The sequence below is a fragment of the uncultured Solobacterium sp. genome, from assembly GCF_963517755.1.
Taxonomy (GTDB): Bacteria; Bacillota_I; Bacilli_A; order Erysipelotrichales; family Erysipelotrichaceae; genus Bulleidia.
This window is the reverse complement of sequence record NZ_CAUQGG010000003.1, coordinates 161,126-177,658: the sequence shown is the minus strand read 5'-3', so window position 1 is coordinate 177,658 and position 16,533 is coordinate 161,126. Positions and strand designations below refer to the sequence as shown.

The following is a 16,533-nucleotide window of genomic DNA, read 5'->3' as shown; positions in this document are numbered from 1 at the left end:
CCCCATGTAATTTTAAAGCGGATTTTTCTAAAACCCCAAGTTATTTTACATTAGGTTAATATCGACATCGATTTCTTGAATCTTATTTTCTGTAAATTTCCAACTACATACTTTGGTTGGCATTTTTATTGTATAGGATTTTGTTGAAACATGATTATCAATCAAATCATATATTTTATACCCTGCCACATCATAGAATGAAACACTATCATTTTTAGTATTATTTTTTCCTTGAAAGGATGTACTTGGACCCACACTATAGTGTGTATCATTGATTGTATAGTCCTCACTCCAATGTACATGACCTTGCATGACCAAAATAGTATTCGTGTTTTGTATATGTTGGATAAACTTTTCAGCTTGTGGTAAACATGGAATTCCTGGATATTTTCTGACAGGGTGATGCATCAAAATAATTTTCTTTTCAGGTGTCTTTAGATTTTCATCTAGCCAAGAAAAATCCTCATCTTCAAATTCCCCATTTGCATTTCCATACTCAGAATTATTTAATGCAAGAATCGTATAATTCTGTAATTGATACGTCGTATGACTTTTTGTCCCAAATACTTGTTGGTAATTTTCATTATCGTGATTTCCAGGAATCGCTATAATTGGAATCTTTGGAAAGTACTTTTTAACAATACTTTCTACTGTTTGATAATCATCAACACTTCCATTATCACAAATATCACCTGTCAAACAAAGGCAATCGTATTCCCCATGTTGTAAAGCATCTTGCAAGCAGAGTTCTAGGTGTTTCAATGGACTTTCTAGTTTAGCAAGTAATCTTTCATATGCATTATCATTTGTGTAGTGTGTACGATAATGTATATCACTTATTTGCAAGATTCTCATTACTTCAGCTTCTTTCTAAGCCATCCATTTGCGATATCTAATACAAATACAGTCACAACTACTACTAATAAGATAATGCTTACTTTATCCCAGTTTCTTGCTTGGATTGCAAAGATTAATGGTGCACCAATACCACCTGCACCTACAAGACCAAGGGTTGCGGCAGATCTTACACCGATTTCAAAGTGATTTAAAATCAAAGATGTATATGCTGGCATAACTTGTGGAAGTCGTGCATAGAAGAAGGTTTGGATTGAATTTGCGCCTACTGAATGCATTGCTTCAATCGCATCTTCATTCATTTTCTCCATTTCCTCGGTAAACAGTTTTCCTAACATACCAATTTGATGAACACCAATCGCTAGTACTCCTGCAAATGGACCAGGGCCTACCATCTTTACAAAGATAATTGCATATATTAATTCCGGGAAACTACGTAATATATCCAAGATGATTTTAGTAATCTTTGGTATTATCGTGTTTTTTGACCAAAGATTATGACTTGCTAGTAACATAAGCGGGAATGCAAAGATTGTACCGATGAGTGTTCCTACGAAAGCTATCGCAATTGTCAGAATCATCAGCGAGAATACATCTTCCCCACTACCATCAAAGAAATATGACCAATCAGGTTTTAATAGTCCTTTGACTGTGTCTATCACCATGGAAGGCGAAAAGTTATTCAGTGCTGAATAATCTAGGCCATAACCTGATAAGAAAATCAATACTAGAATTCCTAGTAGAATCCATATCGTTGAATACTTTCGAAGAGTCATCATCATACACACTTCCTCCTTGCGTATTCACTGATTGTATCTACTAGTATAACTAGTATCAAAATCATTAGGATAATGATGGATACACGATCATACTTAAATAATGCTAATGAAGTATTTAAGATAATACCAATTCCACCTGCACCAACATAGCCCAGTACTGTTGAAGACCGTATATTTATCTCTAATGCATAAAAAGTATAACTAATTACAGCTGGTAATATTTGTGGCCAAACCGCCCATACTGCAATCTTTAACTTATTGGCTCCAACAGACTCAGCGGACTCAACAGGTAGTGTATCAATCGTTTCAATCGATTCATACAGTAGCTGCGATACTAAGCCAAAGGTAAAGATGGTTAAGGTAATCACACCCGTAACTTCACCAATACCAACAATCGATACTAAGATAGCTGCTAATAGTGTATTGGGAATTGTACGAATAATATTCATTACAAAACGAATACAACCTGTTAGTACAGCATTTTTAGTAATGAGTGTTGTCGCAAGAAACGAGAATGGAATCGCTAAAAGTACACCCAGTAAAGTACTTAGTACTGACATTTGGATTGTCTTAATAATTGGTGTTATTAGTGATGGAAGATACGACCAATCTGGATGAAGTAGTTTCTGTAGGAATAGTTGCATCTGTTTTGTATTTGAAAGTACTTCAGAAAGATTTGCATTTGTAATACGTATGCATGCATATAAGCATATTGCCAATACCGCAAATGTTCCTACATGTTTATACCATTGATAATGAACTGTATCTTTAAGCTTCATCTTGAACTTCCTCTTCAAGATTAGAGATACCTTTGTAGATATAATCTAATTTTTCATCCGTAAGTTCTCTCGGGGTACCTTCAAATACTAGCTTGCCATCTTGCAACGCAATAATCTTTGTCGCAAATGCCTTTGCAAGTTCGACTGAGTGAATATTTACGATAACTGTGATGCCTAGTTGTTCGTTAATATTCTTTAAATCAGATAGAATCTTTTTAGATGTTACAGGATCCAAGGAAGCGACAGGTTCATCCGCTAAGATGATGGTTGCTTCTTGGAAGAGTGTTCTAGCAATAGATACTCTTTGTTGTTGGCCACCTGACAACTCATCACAACGACTATGCAGTTTATTCTCTAATCCTACCTTGGCTAAAACTTCATTACATAATTGATAATCTTTGTTAGAGAATAGTCCTAGTGTACTTTTGAGCGTACTATAGGTTCCAAGCTTTCCTGATAATACGTTCTTCTGTACTGTATTGCGTTTCACCAAGTTAAATGATTGAGATATCAATCCAATCTGTGTTCGTATCTTTTTCAATTCTTTCTTATTGGCTTTCGTGATTGATTTACCATCTATCAAGATTTCACCATCTGTTATTTCGTTGAGACGATTAATCGAGCGTAATAATGTTGATTTACCTGCACCAGAAAGACCAATAATCGCAACAAACTCAGCATCCTGAATTGTTAGATTTACATGGTCGAGTGCATGTACCCCATTTTTGTATGTCTTTGAAACATTTCTTAATTCAATCATTTCCTATTGTGCTGCCTTTTCGATATAGTTAGACATTGTGTCATATGCCTTTTCATCTGCTTCTACATAACCAGTATGGTTCCATAATGACATTGCATCTTTTGCGGCCTCATCTTGATTCATATTTAAGAATACTTCTTTAATCTTCTGTTGTAATTTTTCATCCATTGTTGGCAATACCGCAATTGCATCATTTGGAATATCACCCTTTGTCAAATATAGAACTTTTAATTCCTTGAAAAGATCATTTGTTCCTTCGAACTTCTTTTGGAAAACATAACGTGCACCTTCAAATACAAATGCCGCATCAACTTGTCCATTTAAAACTGCTGTAATTTCAGATGGAATATCATTAACTGTTACGATTGTGCAATCACTTGTTGGATTAATACCAGCATCCTTCATTTCTGCTACAGGATAGATATAACCAGAAGCTGAATTAGGACTTAGTGTCGCAATCTTCTTGCCCTTTAAGTCAGCGAGAGATTGAATATTTGAATCAGCTCTAACAATCACTTCTCCTTTAAATGAGTTTGTTGATGAACCTTCAATTGGCATTTCTGTTGCTTGATCGTAATCCACCAATTTGGAAGATAAGAGAGCTTTTGCGGCACCTTGATTCTTTGCCTGTACATAGGCAGCTGGTGGCATAATACCTAAATCAACTTTACCAGATGCCATTGCTTCAACAATCGTGGAATAGTCAGTAGCGAGTGTTACTTCAACTTTACGTCCAAGCTTTTCCTCTAGATACTCCGCAAATGGTTTTGTCTTCGCTTCCATTGAGCCATCGTTATTTGTTGGAACAAACTGTACAACAAGTGGTTTATCTTCACTTGTAGAAGAAGTTTCTTTTGTCCCTGTTGCGCCACATCCACCAAGTAATGCCATGCAAAGAGAAAGTACTGCAGATACAAATATTTTTTTCATATTCTTTCTATCTCCTTATTCGGAGCTCCTTATACAAACATTCTAAACGAATATTAAAAATTGTCTTTGCAGAAAGTGACATATGTCATATACAATAAGTTCATGGAATGGATAGATAACAGATACTTATTTACAGAATATTTTAAAAAAACCAAGTTCTCTCAATATTTCGGTTTTCCTGTCAAAGATATTATAAAATTGTGTCGCTTTCACCAAGGAGAACAAATCATCGAATCCGATATCATATCTGACTTTATCTATTTCCTTTTAGATGGTGAAGTAAAGTTTTTGGTAACGAGTGATAGTGGGAAAATAGTCTATCTTGGTGGCAGTAAAGAATTTACTGTTCTCGGTGAAGTTTCCTCTCTTTGGAAAATGAAACCAATGACTAGCGTTATCGCTTCTACAGAATGCATATGTTTTAGCATTTCACTTGATACATATCGGAATCGTCTTTTGGATGATAATACATTTTTACGTTATATCAGTAAGACAATGGCTTACCGCTTAACCAAAAGAGATGATGATGTAATCGTTGATAGAACAGAGACAGCATATACAAAAATGTGTGCTCTGATTATACAAAACACACAAGACACAATGTTTACTTTAGATTTACAAGAATGTGCACGTACACTATCCATCAGCTATCGCCAAGTTATTCGTGTCATGAATCGTTTACTCCAAGAAAAACTCATTAAAAAAGTGAAAAAGAAATATTACATTTTAGACTATAGTGCATTATACACAAATACAAATGAAAACTATTTCTTCTATGAATAGTCATATCAATCACTCCATAAAAAAGTCAGACAATTCGTCTGACTTTTCATGATTAACGTAATTTCTTTCTGATGACTTGTGCCGCTATTGCTACTACAATGACTGCTCCAACAAGTAATACAACTGACTGCGGTGTTGTCTTAGGCTTTGTTTCTGTCTCAGTTGTAGCTTCTTTGCCTTCAGATACTGTATATGAAATATGTGTTGCCTTTGTAGTAAATACATACTTATCATCCTTTACTTCAGCATTAATTTCATTAGTGCCATCTGTAAATGTAGGCTTGCCATTGAATGCGGATGTAGGGATAGAATATGTTAAGTCTTGTTTTACTTCTTCAACTGGATTTCCATAGTGATCTACAATATTGAGTTCTCCAGACATCATATCTTCGCTTGGAGCTACACTTAACTTCATTCCTGTATCTGCACTATCTTTTGGAACGAGTACTTCTGTTTTTGAAAAAGCAGCTGTAGCACGTTTTCCAAAGAACTTGATTGTATAGTCATTTTCTTTGATATACTTTTTAAACTTCTCGAGGATTTCCGCATGGATTTCCTTCATTGTCTCATATGCCTTTGTCGCATCTTCATGGTTTCTTGTAGTTGCTTCATCTGCTGTTAACATTGTTGTTACAGCGTTTTTAATTTCTTCACTTTCCAGTGCTTCAATCTTCTTAGTAGCGATTGGTTGGAATTCATCACGATTGTATTCAATCATGAATAATGTATCCATTGCTAACCAATATACAGAATCTTCATTAAATTCATTGTTTTCATTCTGTGCCTGCGCAATACCGGAATTCTGATTTGGATAGTATGCCACAAATGGTGAAGTTAATGGAGAACCTAATGCTAACCACATTGTTCCTGGATATTCTTCGGTTGCGTTTGCAGGAAGATGATAGATATGTGCTTCCATTGTGTTACGGTTACCAATTGGATATAAGTTTCCACGACCTAAGTCATCTGCTACTTCGTTAATGGTTTCCAAACGGTTACGTGTAAATGCCATTGCATCTGCTAATGTAATCTTCTTTGAAGTTGTCTGTAAAAATGGATATACATCACCCTCAAACTTCGCATCCGGATTGAATTGCTTAATACCAGAACATACGCGTGATTCAGTACTTTCAGATAATTCAGGTAATGCATAAGAAGAATATAAATCGATGGTACGAGTTAATTCATCTCCCTTGAATGTCTTAGCATCTGTTGCGACTTTAAAGATATCCTTGGAATAGATATAATTTCCATCTTCTGAAATGTTATAGTTTTCCTTTTCTTCTCCTACGGTTAATCTACATTCATTCAACCAGAATGAATTAGGGAATACGGAATACTTATCACGCGGATAACGCATCGCCACAAACTGGTGTCCGGTATAAATTTCCATATACCAAAGTTCATTATGGTCAGCTACGACTAGACCATTGCCTTCGCCAGCACCCTTTGTTGCGACTTCTTGTGCGATAAATTCAACTGCTTGTCTTGCATTATCACAACTACCTAATACTGCTGTTGTGATGATAGCCTCTGTAATACCGATTGGCTTTGTTGTATCTGTGCCATCCAAATAAGGATCTACACCCAATACATTTTCATTTGCACTAGCGGAAACCGTCATATCCGCAATTAGGCCTTTTTCATTAAATCCTGTTTCGTCAAAATTACCATATTCTGGTGTTGTATCGCTGACGGACGTATAACGATAAGAATCATGTGCAAATGTAAAGGAATACCCCTTATCTGGATCTACAGAAACGTCTTTGATAGTTTCACCAGCTTTATGTTCCCCTGCTGGATGTACTCTATATACCTTATTATGATTGACTTCTAAGTCTTCTGTACGTCCAAAAATTGTACTACCATCTTCTGTTAAATCGCCGCCGATAATGACACCGGTACATGCATACGCTGAAATGATGCTGGATGAGGCTACTAAAATAGCTATTGAAGCGCTAAATAGCCTTGAAATACATTTTTTCATTTTATTATTCCTCCAATGATTGTATGAACAAAGTGTAAGAAGATTAAATTCCTCCCTTCTAGTAATCTTCTTCTTAGTAATTTCATTATAGAAAATACATCTACAAAATTGTGGAAATATGCTTTCGTCTTTCTTGTATATTCTAGTATGAAAAAAAGTTACTCCCATTTGGAAGTAACTTAAGCTTTCTTAACTTGTTCTAACCAAAGCTCAGCACTAGCATCGGATGGCATACGCCAATCACCTCTTGGAGAAAGTGTAACGGATCCTACTTTTGGTCCATCTGGTAAGCAACTACGTTTGAATTGCTGGCTGAAGAAACGCTTGAAGAAGCGTAACATTGCTTCACGTACTTCTTCTTTCTCTAACTCTGGATATGCTGTTAGTGCTAGAACCATAATCTTTTCTGGTGAATAGCCATAGCGTAATACATAGTATAAGAAGAAGTCATTAAGATCATATTTACCAATCTTATCTTCTGTCTTTTGGGCAATCTTGCCATTTTCATCATGTGGTGTTAGTTCTGGTGAGATTGGTGTATCACAGATCTTTAAGAGTACTTCTTTGAGGTCTTCTTGATTGCAGATATATGCATATGCTTTACAGATATATTGTACAAGTGTCTTTGGTACAGATGCGTTTACCGCATACATGGACATGTGATCACCATTGTATGTACACCATCCGAGTGCTAGTTCAGAAAGATCCCCTGTTCCAACTACGAGTCCATTTGCCATGTTTGCGGCATCCATCAGGATGTAAGTACGCATACGAGCTTGTGCATTCTCGTAGGTTGTATCACCTTCCCCTTGATAACTACCAGGATGGCCAATCTGTTTCAGATGTGCTTGCACACCTTCTTCAATCGCAACTTCATGCATCTCTACATCTAATGCACGCATTAAATCTAAAGCATTGTTATAAGTGTATGAAGTTGTATTACCATGGTTTGGCAATGTATAGCAAATAATATGGATATCAGGTACTAGTTTTCTTGCTTGATGACATACAAGTAATGCAAGTGTACTATCCAAGCCTCCTGAGATACCAATCACAAGATTTTTAATTCCTGTGGAACGAACCCGTGTTGCTAGACCATTTGCTTGAATCTCTAAGATCTTCATACAACGACGACCACGCTCTTCATCATCAACTGGCACAAATGGATTACGATTGACTACATAGTCTTCCTTGCGTAACGCATCTACTAATTCATCTACCGTAATTTCATCTTGATTTGCGATTGGTTTAATCGAAACATCGACATATACATAATCATCATGATTTTCTTCTAGATCAAATGTTGTCTGGTGACGACGATTCTTTTCAATGGACTCTAAATCAATCACTACAGTTTCAACCTTTGTATCTTCTGGGAATATGGAATCTTTTAACAGGCGTCCATTGCAGGCAATCATACTATGACCAGAGAATACGAGGTCCGTACTACTTTCATCCGTTGCACTAGATACATATAGATATGCACAATAACAACTTGCACTCTGCTGTAATACCATTGTACGACGATAGTCTTGCTTACCAATAATTTCATCAGAAGCAGATAGATTCGCAATAATATTAGCACCCGCAAGACATGCATGCGTACTTGGCTTATCAGGTACCCATAAATCTTCACAGATATCTAGACCTACAATAGCTCCACTACGACTATCACATGCAAGTATGTTTCTGCCAAATGGGATAAACTCATCACCTAATTGAATCATTTGGCTAACGATATTCTTACCACTTGTAAACCATCTACTTTCATAGAACTCGCTGTATGTCGGAAGATTGATCTTTGGCACAATACCTACAATGACACCTTCCGAGATATATACTGCACAGTTATATAAATGGTTTTCAAAACGTAACGGTGCACCAACCACAACCGTTAGACCTTCTAGTTTATTTGACGCATTCGCAATCTTAAATAGTCCATCTTCTACTGCATCTAACAATGTAAACTGTCCAAATAGATCACCACAAGTATACCCAGTCAAACATAATTCTGGATATACCAAGAATCCTGCATCCGCATTTTCATTCATTGTTTGGATGATTTGTGCAACGTTATAAGTGACATTTGCTACTTTCATCCTTGGTACAACAGTACCGACTTTTATCATTCTATTTTTCATGATTATCCTCACTGAAAAGGTAACTACTTAGACCATGTAATTCTTTTGGCAATGTGTCCTGTAGTATTTGTATCGCATCTTTTGCGATGAGAAACTGCTTACGTACTTCGCTAGAAGAAATATGATGATATTCCTTTGGTGTATGTACAATTTCTATGTATTGAGAAAGACTTGAGAGATAAGAATCATCCGCAATCATCTTTTCACAATTATCATCGTATCTTGCCATACATACAATACCAAATTCCTTCGCAATCTCCTCTACATGTTTCCAACCGGTTTTTAATTCCGGTAACTTATCAGAGCCAAATAATAACTTACATGCATATCCCTGCTCTTTTAGATAACAGAGCGTTTGATATGTACGTGGTTGACTTTCTTCCTTTAACTCATAGTCACTGACCATTAGCTTTGGATGTGCTTTACAGATGCTTTCTAGCATCGCTAATCGCTCTGTATCATGAAAGGCAAAGTTCTTTGCTTGATCATGTTCGATATAGCTCATCTTACTAGGCATAAAGATAACCATCGTAGCACCTGCCTTTTCGCAAGCATATTCTGCTAGTTCGATATGAGCTTTTGTTGGTGGATTAAAGGCTCCACCAAATAACAGGTAACTCAAATGATGCCTCCATGGAGTTTCTCATATAACTCCTCTCTGAGTTTCGCTACTGCAGGTGTTAAGTCTACGTAATGCTTATGAGGCATCTCTGTACGTAATTCAGATTCCCAAACACGATATTGTAGTTGTTCCTTTACATATTCCTTCTTTGCACGAATATCTGGTAAATCGAGAACAACTTCACCATTTAACATATGAGGAATTAAAATCTTCTCAACATGGCTAGGAATAATTGTCTTATGTCTTTCAAAGGCATCTGGGTCAAGGTTGACAACTTCAACAGGCTTACCATTTTCAATCACTTCCGTATCAAGAGAAATAATATCGCACTGTCCCTTTCCTTCTTCATCGAATACGCGCCAAGCCATTAGTTTGCCTGGAATGATTGCCTTACTAGATGAATCAGAGCACTTCATCTTTGGTGTATAGCTACCATCTTTTTCTTTAACAGCGACTAACTTATATACACCACCAAAGACAGGGTCTGTCGCAGCTGTAATGAGTTTTTCACCGACGCCATAGAAATCAAACTTCGCATGTTCATAGAGTTCCATGTTTGCCATCTTCTTTTCATCTAATGAGTTAGATGCGACAAGCTTAATATATGACTTACCTGCTTCATCCAAAGCACGACGTAGACGCTTATAACCACGAGCTAAGTCACCTGAGTCAATACGCGCACTCTTAACACGCTTATTTGGATCATTTGGATACTTCGCAATCAACTCATCATCTAATTGAATTAAATGAGGAAGTCCTGAATCAAAGATACTGTAAGTATCTAGTAACAATGAGACATTTTCAGGATAAGTTTCCGCATAGGCACGGAAGGCATCCATCTCGGTTGGGAAGAATTCAATATAACTATGTGCAACTGTACCAACAGCCTTCACATCAGGTCCATACTTCATCTCCGCAAGGCAGTTAGCAGTACCGATACAGCCACCTAAGATGGCCGCATAGGCGCCATCATTACCTGCAGACATACCCTGTGCACGACGTGTTCCAAATTCCATGACATTTCTTGGTGTCTTATTACTTAGTCCTGTAATACGAGTTGCCTTTGTGGCGATTAAGGAATGGAAGTTCATTGTCTGTAATAGATAGGTTTCAATTAGGACTGCACCTACCATATCACACTCAATACGTACCATTGGTACCTGAGGATAACATACAGTACCCTCACGCAACATGTACACATCACCCTTCCACTGATAGTGACGTAGATACTCGCAAAATTCTGGGCTCATACCCTTGGTTAATAACCACTGAATATCAAATTCTGTAAAGTGATAGTTCTTTAAGAAACGTAATAACTTCTGTTGACCACAGCTAATTGCATATCCACCATCATCTGGATTATCTCTAAAGAACATGTTAAATACCATGATGGTATCTTTATATCCATGCATGAATAATGAATTTGCCATGGAGAATTCATAGAAGTCTGTGACCATCGCTGGATTGTCATAATCTTCATCTGGGATATATGGTTCTACTTGAATGTTGTTCATATCATTTCCTCATTTTTCTATTTCAATCTGACAAGAAGCCATTACATCGAGCGCTTCCTTTTGTTTATCTATCGTTGTCGCAGCACATGCTTGCGATAAAACAGTTATCTTTGTGTTTGGTAAGTATGTACGTAATAGTAATGCATTTGTCACAACACAAATATCTGTACAGATACCAATTAATACAATTTCTTCTGGAGCTAGTTTCTGTAGTTCAACTGCTAGATTGAGTGATCCAAAGGTATCCTTCTCAAATATTTTGGTACCACGCTTATGAAGTGCTTCTTCGATACTCTTTGGAAATCTCCAACCCTCTGTATCTTTGATACAGTGTACAACTGGTAAGTATTTACCCTCTAAAGTGTTGAGATAATTTGTATCATGTGTATCCTGTGTTGCGAATACCATATCATATTTTGGTGAATTGATCTCATCAACCATCTTTGCAAGAGCTGCTTCTGCTTCTGTTGTGCCAAGAGACCCTGATACAAAATCATTTTGAATATCGATTGCGATAAGTGTTTTCATTATAATGTCTCCTTTACAAATGGTAGTAATGGATTAAAGCTATAGGTCGCGACTTTTCTACCGTTTACAATCGTTGTACTAGCTGTAGCTACTAGCATCTTTTTAATATCCCGTCGAAAGTTACCTGTATCAACTGGGTGATTGACAATAGCCTCATAGACTTCCTGAATCTCACGTAGTGTACATTCCTTCGGTAATAAATTAAACATAATACCTGTAGAAGCTGCACGATTACGTACAACATCAATTGCCATATTGATTGCCTTGATGTGATCAGCAGCTAGTTTTGCGTTTGAACTATCTAGTAACTTGGATCTTGTCTGTACATAGTTATCACAGGCAGTATCGTAAATCTCATAACGTAGATGAATGCCTTTTTCTTCTTCATCTAACATTAATACACTCTTACGCTCATACCCATCCGATGTCGTTGTAATCTTTTGAATGGTAAACCACTCTGTATCCATCGCATCATCACCAGCAGATGTCATCTTAATATTTTCAGCCGGTGTCATAGACAAATAAACTGTCGTAATCACACGTGTACGTGGATCACGGTCCGCATTTCCAAATGTATATAATTGTCTAAAGTATGTAGAATCAAAAAGATTGGTTTCCTCTTCTAATTCTCGTTTCATCGCGGCATCCAAATCCTCATCAAAGTTCACAAAACCACCAGGCATAGCCCAATCATGAATAAATGGATGATCCTTACGTTTGACTAATAACACCTTTAACTTCCCCTTGAATACTGTTAATAAAATCATATCAACAGTATTACTCGGCCTTCGATATTGTGTTTCATCATAGCGGGCAAGGAATTCCTCTAGTGTTTCACCACGTTCATTTCTTTCTTCCATGGCTTCTCCTTATAGTCATTTTGACTATATATATTATAATCTACTTTTCTTGTTTGTCAAAAAAAGTGATTGTGTTTGATTACAATCACTTCTTCATACGCTTATATTTATTACCAATTTTTTCCTTCATGAAAGCAAGTACATCTGCTTTTTGTTCGAACTCATACTCTACAAGTTCTACATTTGTGCTTTCTTTCTTTGAAGATGATGTTAGATATAGATTGAAGAACTTCTTATCATCCTTATAATCATAACCACTGAGTTCCTTCCATGCATGGAATTTACCATTGGTTACATAACCCTCTTCTCCAATACCATCTTTCGCTAACCAATACGCAACAATCGCAACGATAATCACGATAACACGTAAGATATCAAAAACAGTAATGGTATTACCAATTAAAGAAACAAGAGTTAAACCTACAATCACAATGAGCGTAATCTTAGTCGCATCCCATTGTCTTCCTGCATACTTAATCTTTCCCTTTGTATTGGCTAAGCGATAAAACATCAAACCCGCAAATGCGCCGAATGCTAATGTAACTAATAAGTTTCCGTAGAATAATGGCTGATTCATTTTCATTTCCTCACATACTAATAACAATTTTCATTATACCATAGCAAATCTGAATAAGCATATCATCAAATTTTTTGAATTTTACATAAGTTTAGTATTACTTGCTAATCTTCTTTGAACAAACTAAAATACATCTATGACAAAAAAAGATATTAAACTCTTTGCGACAGATTTAGATGGAACATTATTTGCTCGCCCTGGTTACTTAACAAAATACGCTGCAGAAACACTGCGTACATTACGAGCACAAGGAACACGTATCGCAATCTGTACTGGCCGTCATTACGAACGCATCCTCAATGGATTTCCAAAAGATATCTATGACTATATAGTCTCTAATAATGGTCAAGATATCTACTTTGTAAACAAGAAGGAACATATATCATTCCCTGTTCTAACAAAAGAAGAAATCCATAACTTACTACCGCTTGCGGAAAAATACCCTGTTATCCTAATGGCATCGACAGATAAAGACTTTTTAACAACTGGCTCAAAGAAGAATTACATTGCATTGATGTTATTCCGTCTTTGCTCGCAAATACGAGATTTTATACAATATCATCATTTCCATCATGCCGAAATCGATTTTAATCTCGAAAATCTCGAAAACAAATATATTATCAAGATTTGTTTCTCAGGTACTGCAGGTACACTCAAGAGACTGGCCAAAGAAATTCCTACGGATAAGTACTCCGTCTTCTTTGTCAATTCAAACTGGTTAGAGGTTCAGCCACACGGAATTAATAAAGGCAATGGTCTTCGTATGATTATGGAACGTGAAAATATCTTACCGGAACAAGTCTGTGCTATTGGCGACGGTGAAAATGATTTATCCATGTTAGAAGTTGCGGGTGTAAAGGTTGCAATGGGCAATGCAATGCCATGTCTAAAAGAAATTGCGACTGACCATGCAGAACACTACTTCCAAGAAGGCTGTGCAAACTGGATTCGTAAGAATCTACTATAGAAAAGATTCACTTTCTGATAAACAGGAGTAAACTAAAATTATGAGTACATTAGAAAACGATATTACAGAAGCCATCTTCGCAGCTGAAGATGCACTACAACACTTGTATCAAGCAAAAACATTCCTCAAGAAAGCAAGAAACTGGGGTTTATTTGATATCTTCGCAGGTGGTCTTATCACCTCTATCATCAAGCACAAACATATTGAAAATGCACAAGACGAAATCAGATATGCGAAGGTTGCTTTAGAGAATCTAACCCGTGAATTACAAGATGTAGGAGATTATATTACAGTTGATATTGAGATTGATACTTTTGCAAAAGTTACAGACTACCTTCTCGATAACTTCGTCTCAGATATCTATGTTCAATCCAAAATCAACAATGCTAGCCAGCAGGTTGATGACGCAATCTATGAAACAGAAAAGATTCTAAACGTACTAAAAAATGCACAATAGTGCATTTTTTTACTTTAGTCGATTTATAAAATTGATACTCTCTTCATAAATCTGTTTGTATAAAATACTATGAACATAATGAGAACAATCCAAAAACTGATATTCGCCATTCTGTTTGTTCGCTAAATAACTAACCCCAAAGCTCCTCCACTCTTCTCTTGGGTTACATAATATTAACTGAACAGGAGGGATATATAGACACGAGAAAACAGATATTAAAGAAATACAGACAGAAGAACAAGCACAACACCAAAAGCCTGATGGCATTCTTACAAAGAAGATAAATGGAAAAACCTTTGTAACAGAGATATATTTTGATAAAAAGAGCAAGGAAACATTTCAAGATAAACTGTTTAAGGTAATACAATCTAGGGAGAATAGTAGCGAGTAAGTGGGAAATCTGCCAGTGGAAAAAATGCCTTGAAAATGGTATAAAATTACTTAATAATTAGAGAAAAAAATTAGACTTTTGTTAAGGAGTGAATATGGATTTTAATAAGATGATTCCCGAGTTATCGGTTTTTGATATTGAACAGACCAAAAGGTTTTATAATGACTTAGGATTTAAGATTGAATACGAACGTCCTGAAGAAAAATTCGTTTTCATGTCTTTTCAAGATAGTCAATTTATGTTTGAACAAATTCATGACAATGGTTGGAATATAGGCGAGCTAATATATCCTTTGGGAAGAGGAATTAATTTTTCAATAGCCGTTGATGATATTGAAGGGCTGTATAAATTAGTGAAAACTTTAAATTTGGAAATATACAGAGAACTAAACAGAAGCATATATAAAGTTAATGGTACAGAAGAAACGCAAACCGAGTTCTTAATACAAGATCCCAATGGGTATTTATTAAGATTTACAAATTGATAAATTTACCTTTATCGAAGTAGAAAATTAAATAAAAGTAATTAGCGTAGCAACTCAAAACAGTAAATCAAATTTGTTTTACTGCTTTTTACTTTAATTGATTTATAAATTTGATACTCTCTTCATAAATCTGTTGGTATGCAATATTATGAACATAATGAGAACAATCTAAGAACTGATATTTGCCATTCTGTTTGTTCGCTAAATAACCAACACCAAAACTTCTCCACTCTTCTTTTGAATAACCAGTACCATCTCCATTTGAGATAAAGAATAACATAGGCGCATTAGTCTCATCAATTTGTTCTAATTTCTTGGCGTTTGCTTTAATAGTTTTCGCTTCATTTATCATCGAAGTTGTAGCGGTTCTTCGATAGAAGATTACTCTATATAATTCTTTTTCTTCCTCTGTTAAGTTTCCATCTTTAATTGCGGAAGAGGAATCAACTAGATATGGAAGAAATCTAGTAAGTCCTATATCCGCGCCAAACTTTGCTGCACTTAACAAGAACGTATTTATTTTTGTGTTTTGATATGCTGCAGGGACAGATAGATCCAATCCAACAATTCCTTTTATTTCATTTGGATATTTGTTTGCCCAATAGAGTGCTTCAATACCTGACATAGAATGTGGAAATAAAATGTATTTATGATTTGTCACCCCTGCTTGATTCAGTGACTCTCTAGTTTCAAATAAGATTGTATCAATGTCTCTACTTATATCGCTGATATCACTAAAGCCATAACCAGCTTTTTCAACAACCGCTATTTGATAGTCTTTTTCAAATAGCGAATATAAAGTTTTAAAATCCAGAGTTGGTGAACACGTCCCTGCCCCAGACATAAACACTAGCGTAAAATCACTATTCGGATTACCTGAAAGATAAACATTCATATGATGTCCATTAACTTCAACAATCTTTCCGTTCGTCTTGAATAAAGCATCCTCATCTTTTAGTTTTATCTTATGATTTACAAAACTGATGAATACTATCAATCCTATTACAACTACAATAATACTAATCAGCTTAATCAGTTTTTTCATATACAATACTCCTAGTATTTACTATATATGGGTTAGTTCAGTTAGATCATAATTCCTATGATTAAAGATAATAC

The 16,533-nt window shown here is 35.9% G+C and carries 18 protein-coding genes; 5 read left to right on the top strand and 13 right to left on the bottom strand.

What is annotated here, in order from left to right:
* Nucleotides 1-45: 45 nt before the first annotated feature.
* From RWM19_RS03175 to RWM19_RS03155, 5 genes are read right to left on the bottom strand one after another with little or no spacing between them, the layout of a single operon-like run.
* The gene (locus tag RWM19_RS03175) at nt 46-855 is read right to left on the bottom strand and encodes a metallophosphoesterase (protein ID WP_313983586.1); all 810 of its coding nucleotides are present in this window, start codon (nt 853-855) and stop codon (nt 46-48) included.
* Complete coding sequence (gene phnE / locus RWM19_RS03170; protein WP_313983583.1) at nt 855-1,637, bottom strand: phosphonate ABC transporter, permease protein PhnE; 783 nt, start codon at nt 1,635-1,637, stop codon at nt 855-857. The genes RWM19_RS03175 and phnE (RWM19_RS03170) overlap by 1 nt, the downstream gene beginning before the upstream one ends.
* Nucleotides 1,634-2,413, bottom strand: a complete 780-nt coding sequence (gene phnE, locus RWM19_RS03165) for a phosphonate ABC transporter, permease protein PhnE (protein ID WP_313983580.1) — start codon at nt 2,411-2,413, stop codon at nt 1,634-1,636. The genes phnE (RWM19_RS03170) and phnE (RWM19_RS03165) overlap by 4 nt, the downstream gene beginning before the upstream one ends.
* The gene (phnC, locus tag RWM19_RS03160) at nt 2,403-3,173 is read right to left on the bottom strand and encodes a phosphonate ABC transporter ATP-binding protein (RefSeq protein WP_313983577.1); all 771 of its coding nucleotides are present in this window, start codon (nt 3,171-3,173) and stop codon (nt 2,403-2,405) included. Before phnC ends, phnE (RWM19_RS03165) begins: the two co-directional genes overlap by 11 nt.
* A gap of 3 nt (nt 3,174-3,176) precedes the next feature.
* Entirely contained in the window at nt 3,177-4,103 is a 927-nt protein-coding gene (locus RWM19_RS03155) for a phosphate/phosphite/phosphonate ABC transporter substrate-binding protein (RefSeq protein ID WP_313983574.1), read from the bottom strand.
* Between the two features lie 198 nt (nt 4,104-4,301).
* On the opposite strand from RWM19_RS03155, the gene RWM19_RS03150 reads away from it, so the two are divergent.
* A complete protein-coding gene (locus RWM19_RS03150; RefSeq protein ID WP_313983572.1) occupies nt 4,302-4,886 on the top strand; it encodes a cyclic nucleotide-binding domain-containing protein in 585 nt (194 codons plus the stop codon).
* A gap of 52 nt (nt 4,887-4,938) precedes the next feature.
* Here the strand turns inward: RWM19_RS03150 and RWM19_RS03145 are convergent, their stop codons facing one another.
* The 7 genes from RWM19_RS03145 to RWM19_RS03115 form a co-directional block, all read right to left on the bottom strand.
* Complete coding sequence (locus RWM19_RS03145) at nt 4,939-6,873, bottom strand: C69 family dipeptidase (protein ID WP_313983569.1); 1,935 nt, start codon at nt 6,871-6,873, stop codon at nt 4,939-4,941.
* Between the two features lie 179 nt (nt 6,874-7,052).
* A complete protein-coding gene (locus RWM19_RS03140; protein WP_313983565.1) occupies nt 7,053-9,014 on the bottom strand; it encodes an NAD(+) synthase in 1,962 nt (653 codons plus the stop codon).
* The gene (nadD, locus tag RWM19_RS03135; RefSeq protein ID WP_313983562.1) at nt 9,004-9,636 is read right to left on the bottom strand and encodes a nicotinate (nicotinamide) nucleotide adenylyltransferase; all 633 of its coding nucleotides are present in this window, start codon (nt 9,634-9,636) and stop codon (nt 9,004-9,006) included. The genes RWM19_RS03140 and nadD overlap by 11 nt, the downstream gene beginning before the upstream one ends.
* Nucleotides 9,633-11,150, bottom strand: coding sequence for a nicotinate phosphoribosyltransferase (locus RWM19_RS03130; RefSeq protein WP_313983559.1), 1,518 nt, complete (start codon nt 11,148-11,150; stop codon nt 9,633-9,635). Before RWM19_RS03130 ends, nadD begins: the two co-directional genes overlap by 4 nt.
* Before the next feature lie 9 nt (nt 11,151-11,159).
* Nucleotides 11,160-11,678 carry a cysteine hydrolase family protein gene (locus RWM19_RS03125; protein ID WP_294026261.1) on the bottom strand — a complete coding sequence of 173 codons (519 nt, stop codon included), beginning with the start codon at nt 11,676-11,678 and terminating at the stop codon, nt 11,160-11,162.
* The gene (locus RWM19_RS03120; protein WP_313983554.1) at nt 11,678-12,538 is read right to left on the bottom strand and encodes an NUDIX hydrolase; all 861 of its coding nucleotides are present in this window, start codon (nt 12,536-12,538) and stop codon (nt 11,678-11,680) included. Before RWM19_RS03120 ends, RWM19_RS03125 begins: the two co-directional genes overlap by 1 nt.
* 85 nt (nt 12,539-12,623) lie before the next feature.
* Nucleotides 12,624-13,115 carry a DUF5673 domain-containing protein gene (locus RWM19_RS03115; protein WP_313983551.1) on the bottom strand — a complete coding sequence of 164 codons (492 nt, stop codon included), beginning with the start codon at nt 13,113-13,115 and terminating at the stop codon, nt 12,624-12,626.
* Nucleotides 13,116-13,251: 136 nt separating this feature from the next.
* Here RWM19_RS03115 and RWM19_RS03110 point away from each other — a divergent pair, with 136 nt between their 5' ends.
* The 4 genes from RWM19_RS03110 to RWM19_RS03095 all read left to right on the top strand — a co-directional run bounded on the left by RWM19_RS03110 (nt 13,252) and on the right by RWM19_RS03095 (nt 15,414).
* Nucleotides 13,252-14,082: an HAD family hydrolase gene (locus tag RWM19_RS03110; protein WP_288914396.1), complete on the top strand. Its 831-nt coding sequence runs from the start codon at nt 13,252-13,254 to the stop codon at nt 14,080-14,082.
* Nucleotides 14,083-14,122: 40 nt separating this feature from the next.
* Entirely contained in the window at nt 14,123-14,539 is a 417-nt protein-coding gene (locus tag RWM19_RS03105) for a hypothetical protein (protein WP_288914393.1), read from the top strand.
* A gap of 190 nt (nt 14,540-14,729) precedes the next feature.
* Nucleotides 14,730-14,930 carry a transposon-encoded TnpW family protein gene (locus RWM19_RS03100; protein ID WP_313983593.1) on the top strand — a complete coding sequence of 67 codons (201 nt, stop codon included), beginning with the start codon at nt 14,730-14,732 and terminating at the stop codon, nt 14,928-14,930.
* Nucleotides 14,931-15,024: 94 nt separating this feature from the next.
* Complete coding sequence (locus RWM19_RS03095; RefSeq protein ID WP_288914391.1) at nt 15,025-15,414, top strand: VOC family protein; 390 nt, start codon at nt 15,025-15,027, stop codon at nt 15,412-15,414.
* An 88-nt stretch (nt 15,415-15,502) separates the two neighbouring features.
* Here the strand turns inward: RWM19_RS03095 and RWM19_RS03090 are convergent, their stop codons facing one another.
* Nucleotides 15,503-16,459 (bottom strand): alpha/beta hydrolase, encoded by a 957-nt coding sequence (locus RWM19_RS03090; RefSeq protein WP_313983544.1) that lies wholly within the window; start codon nt 16,457-16,459, stop codon nt 15,503-15,505.
* Nucleotides 16,460-16,533 lie beyond the last annotated feature (74 nt).

Excerpts from the sequence above, each read along its gene's own strand:
- RWM19_RS03175 (WP_313983586.1), bottom strand. The coding sequence starts at position 855 with ATGAGAATCTTGCAAATAAGTGATATACATTATCGTACACACTACACA.
- phnE (WP_313983583.1), bottom strand. The coding sequence starts at position 1,637 with ATGATGATGACTCTTCGAAAGTATTCAACGATATGGATTCTACTAGGA.
- phnE (WP_313983580.1), bottom strand. The coding sequence starts at position 2,413 with ATGAAGCTTAAAGATACAGTTCATTATCAATGGTATAAACATGTAGGA.
- phnC (WP_313983577.1), bottom strand. The coding sequence starts at position 3,173 with ATGATTGAATTAAGAAATGTTTCAAAGACATACAAAAATGGGGTACAT.
- RWM19_RS03155 (WP_313983574.1), bottom strand. The coding sequence starts at position 4,103 with ATGAAAAAAATATTTGTATCTGCAGTACTTTCTCTTTGCATGGCATTA.
- RWM19_RS03145 (WP_313983569.1), bottom strand. The coding sequence starts at position 6,873 with ATGAAAAAATGTATTTCAAGGCTATTTAGCGCTTCAATAGCTATTTTA.
- RWM19_RS03140 (WP_313983565.1), bottom strand. The coding sequence starts at position 9,014 with ATGAAAAATAGAATGATAAAAGTCGGTACTGTTGTACCAAGGATGAAA.
- RWM19_RS03130 (WP_313983559.1), bottom strand. The coding sequence starts at position 11,150 with ATGAACAACATTCAAGTAGAACCATATATCCCAGATGAAGATTATGAC.
- RWM19_RS03125 (WP_294026261.1), bottom strand. The coding sequence starts at position 11,678 with ATGAAAACACTTATCGCAATCGATATTCAAAATGATTTTGTATCAGGG.
- RWM19_RS03120 (WP_313983554.1), bottom strand. The coding sequence starts at position 12,538 with ATGGAAGAAAGAAATGAACGTGGTGAAACACTAGAGGAATTCCTTGCC.
- RWM19_RS03115 (WP_313983551.1), bottom strand. The coding sequence starts at position 13,115 with ATGAATCAGCCATTATTCTACGGAAACTTATTAGTTACATTAGCATTC.
- RWM19_RS03110 (WP_288914396.1), top strand. The coding sequence starts at position 13,252 with ATGACAAAAAAAGATATTAAACTCTTTGCGACAGATTTAGATGGAACA.
- RWM19_RS03105 (WP_288914393.1), top strand. The coding sequence starts at position 14,123 with ATGAGTACATTAGAAAACGATATTACAGAAGCCATCTTCGCAGCTGAA.
- RWM19_RS03095 (WP_288914391.1), top strand. The coding sequence starts at position 15,025 with ATGGATTTTAATAAGATGATTCCCGAGTTATCGGTTTTTGATATTGAA.
- RWM19_RS03090 (WP_313983544.1), bottom strand. The coding sequence starts at position 16,459 with ATGAAAAAACTGATTAAGCTGATTAGTATTATTGTAGTTGTAATAGGA.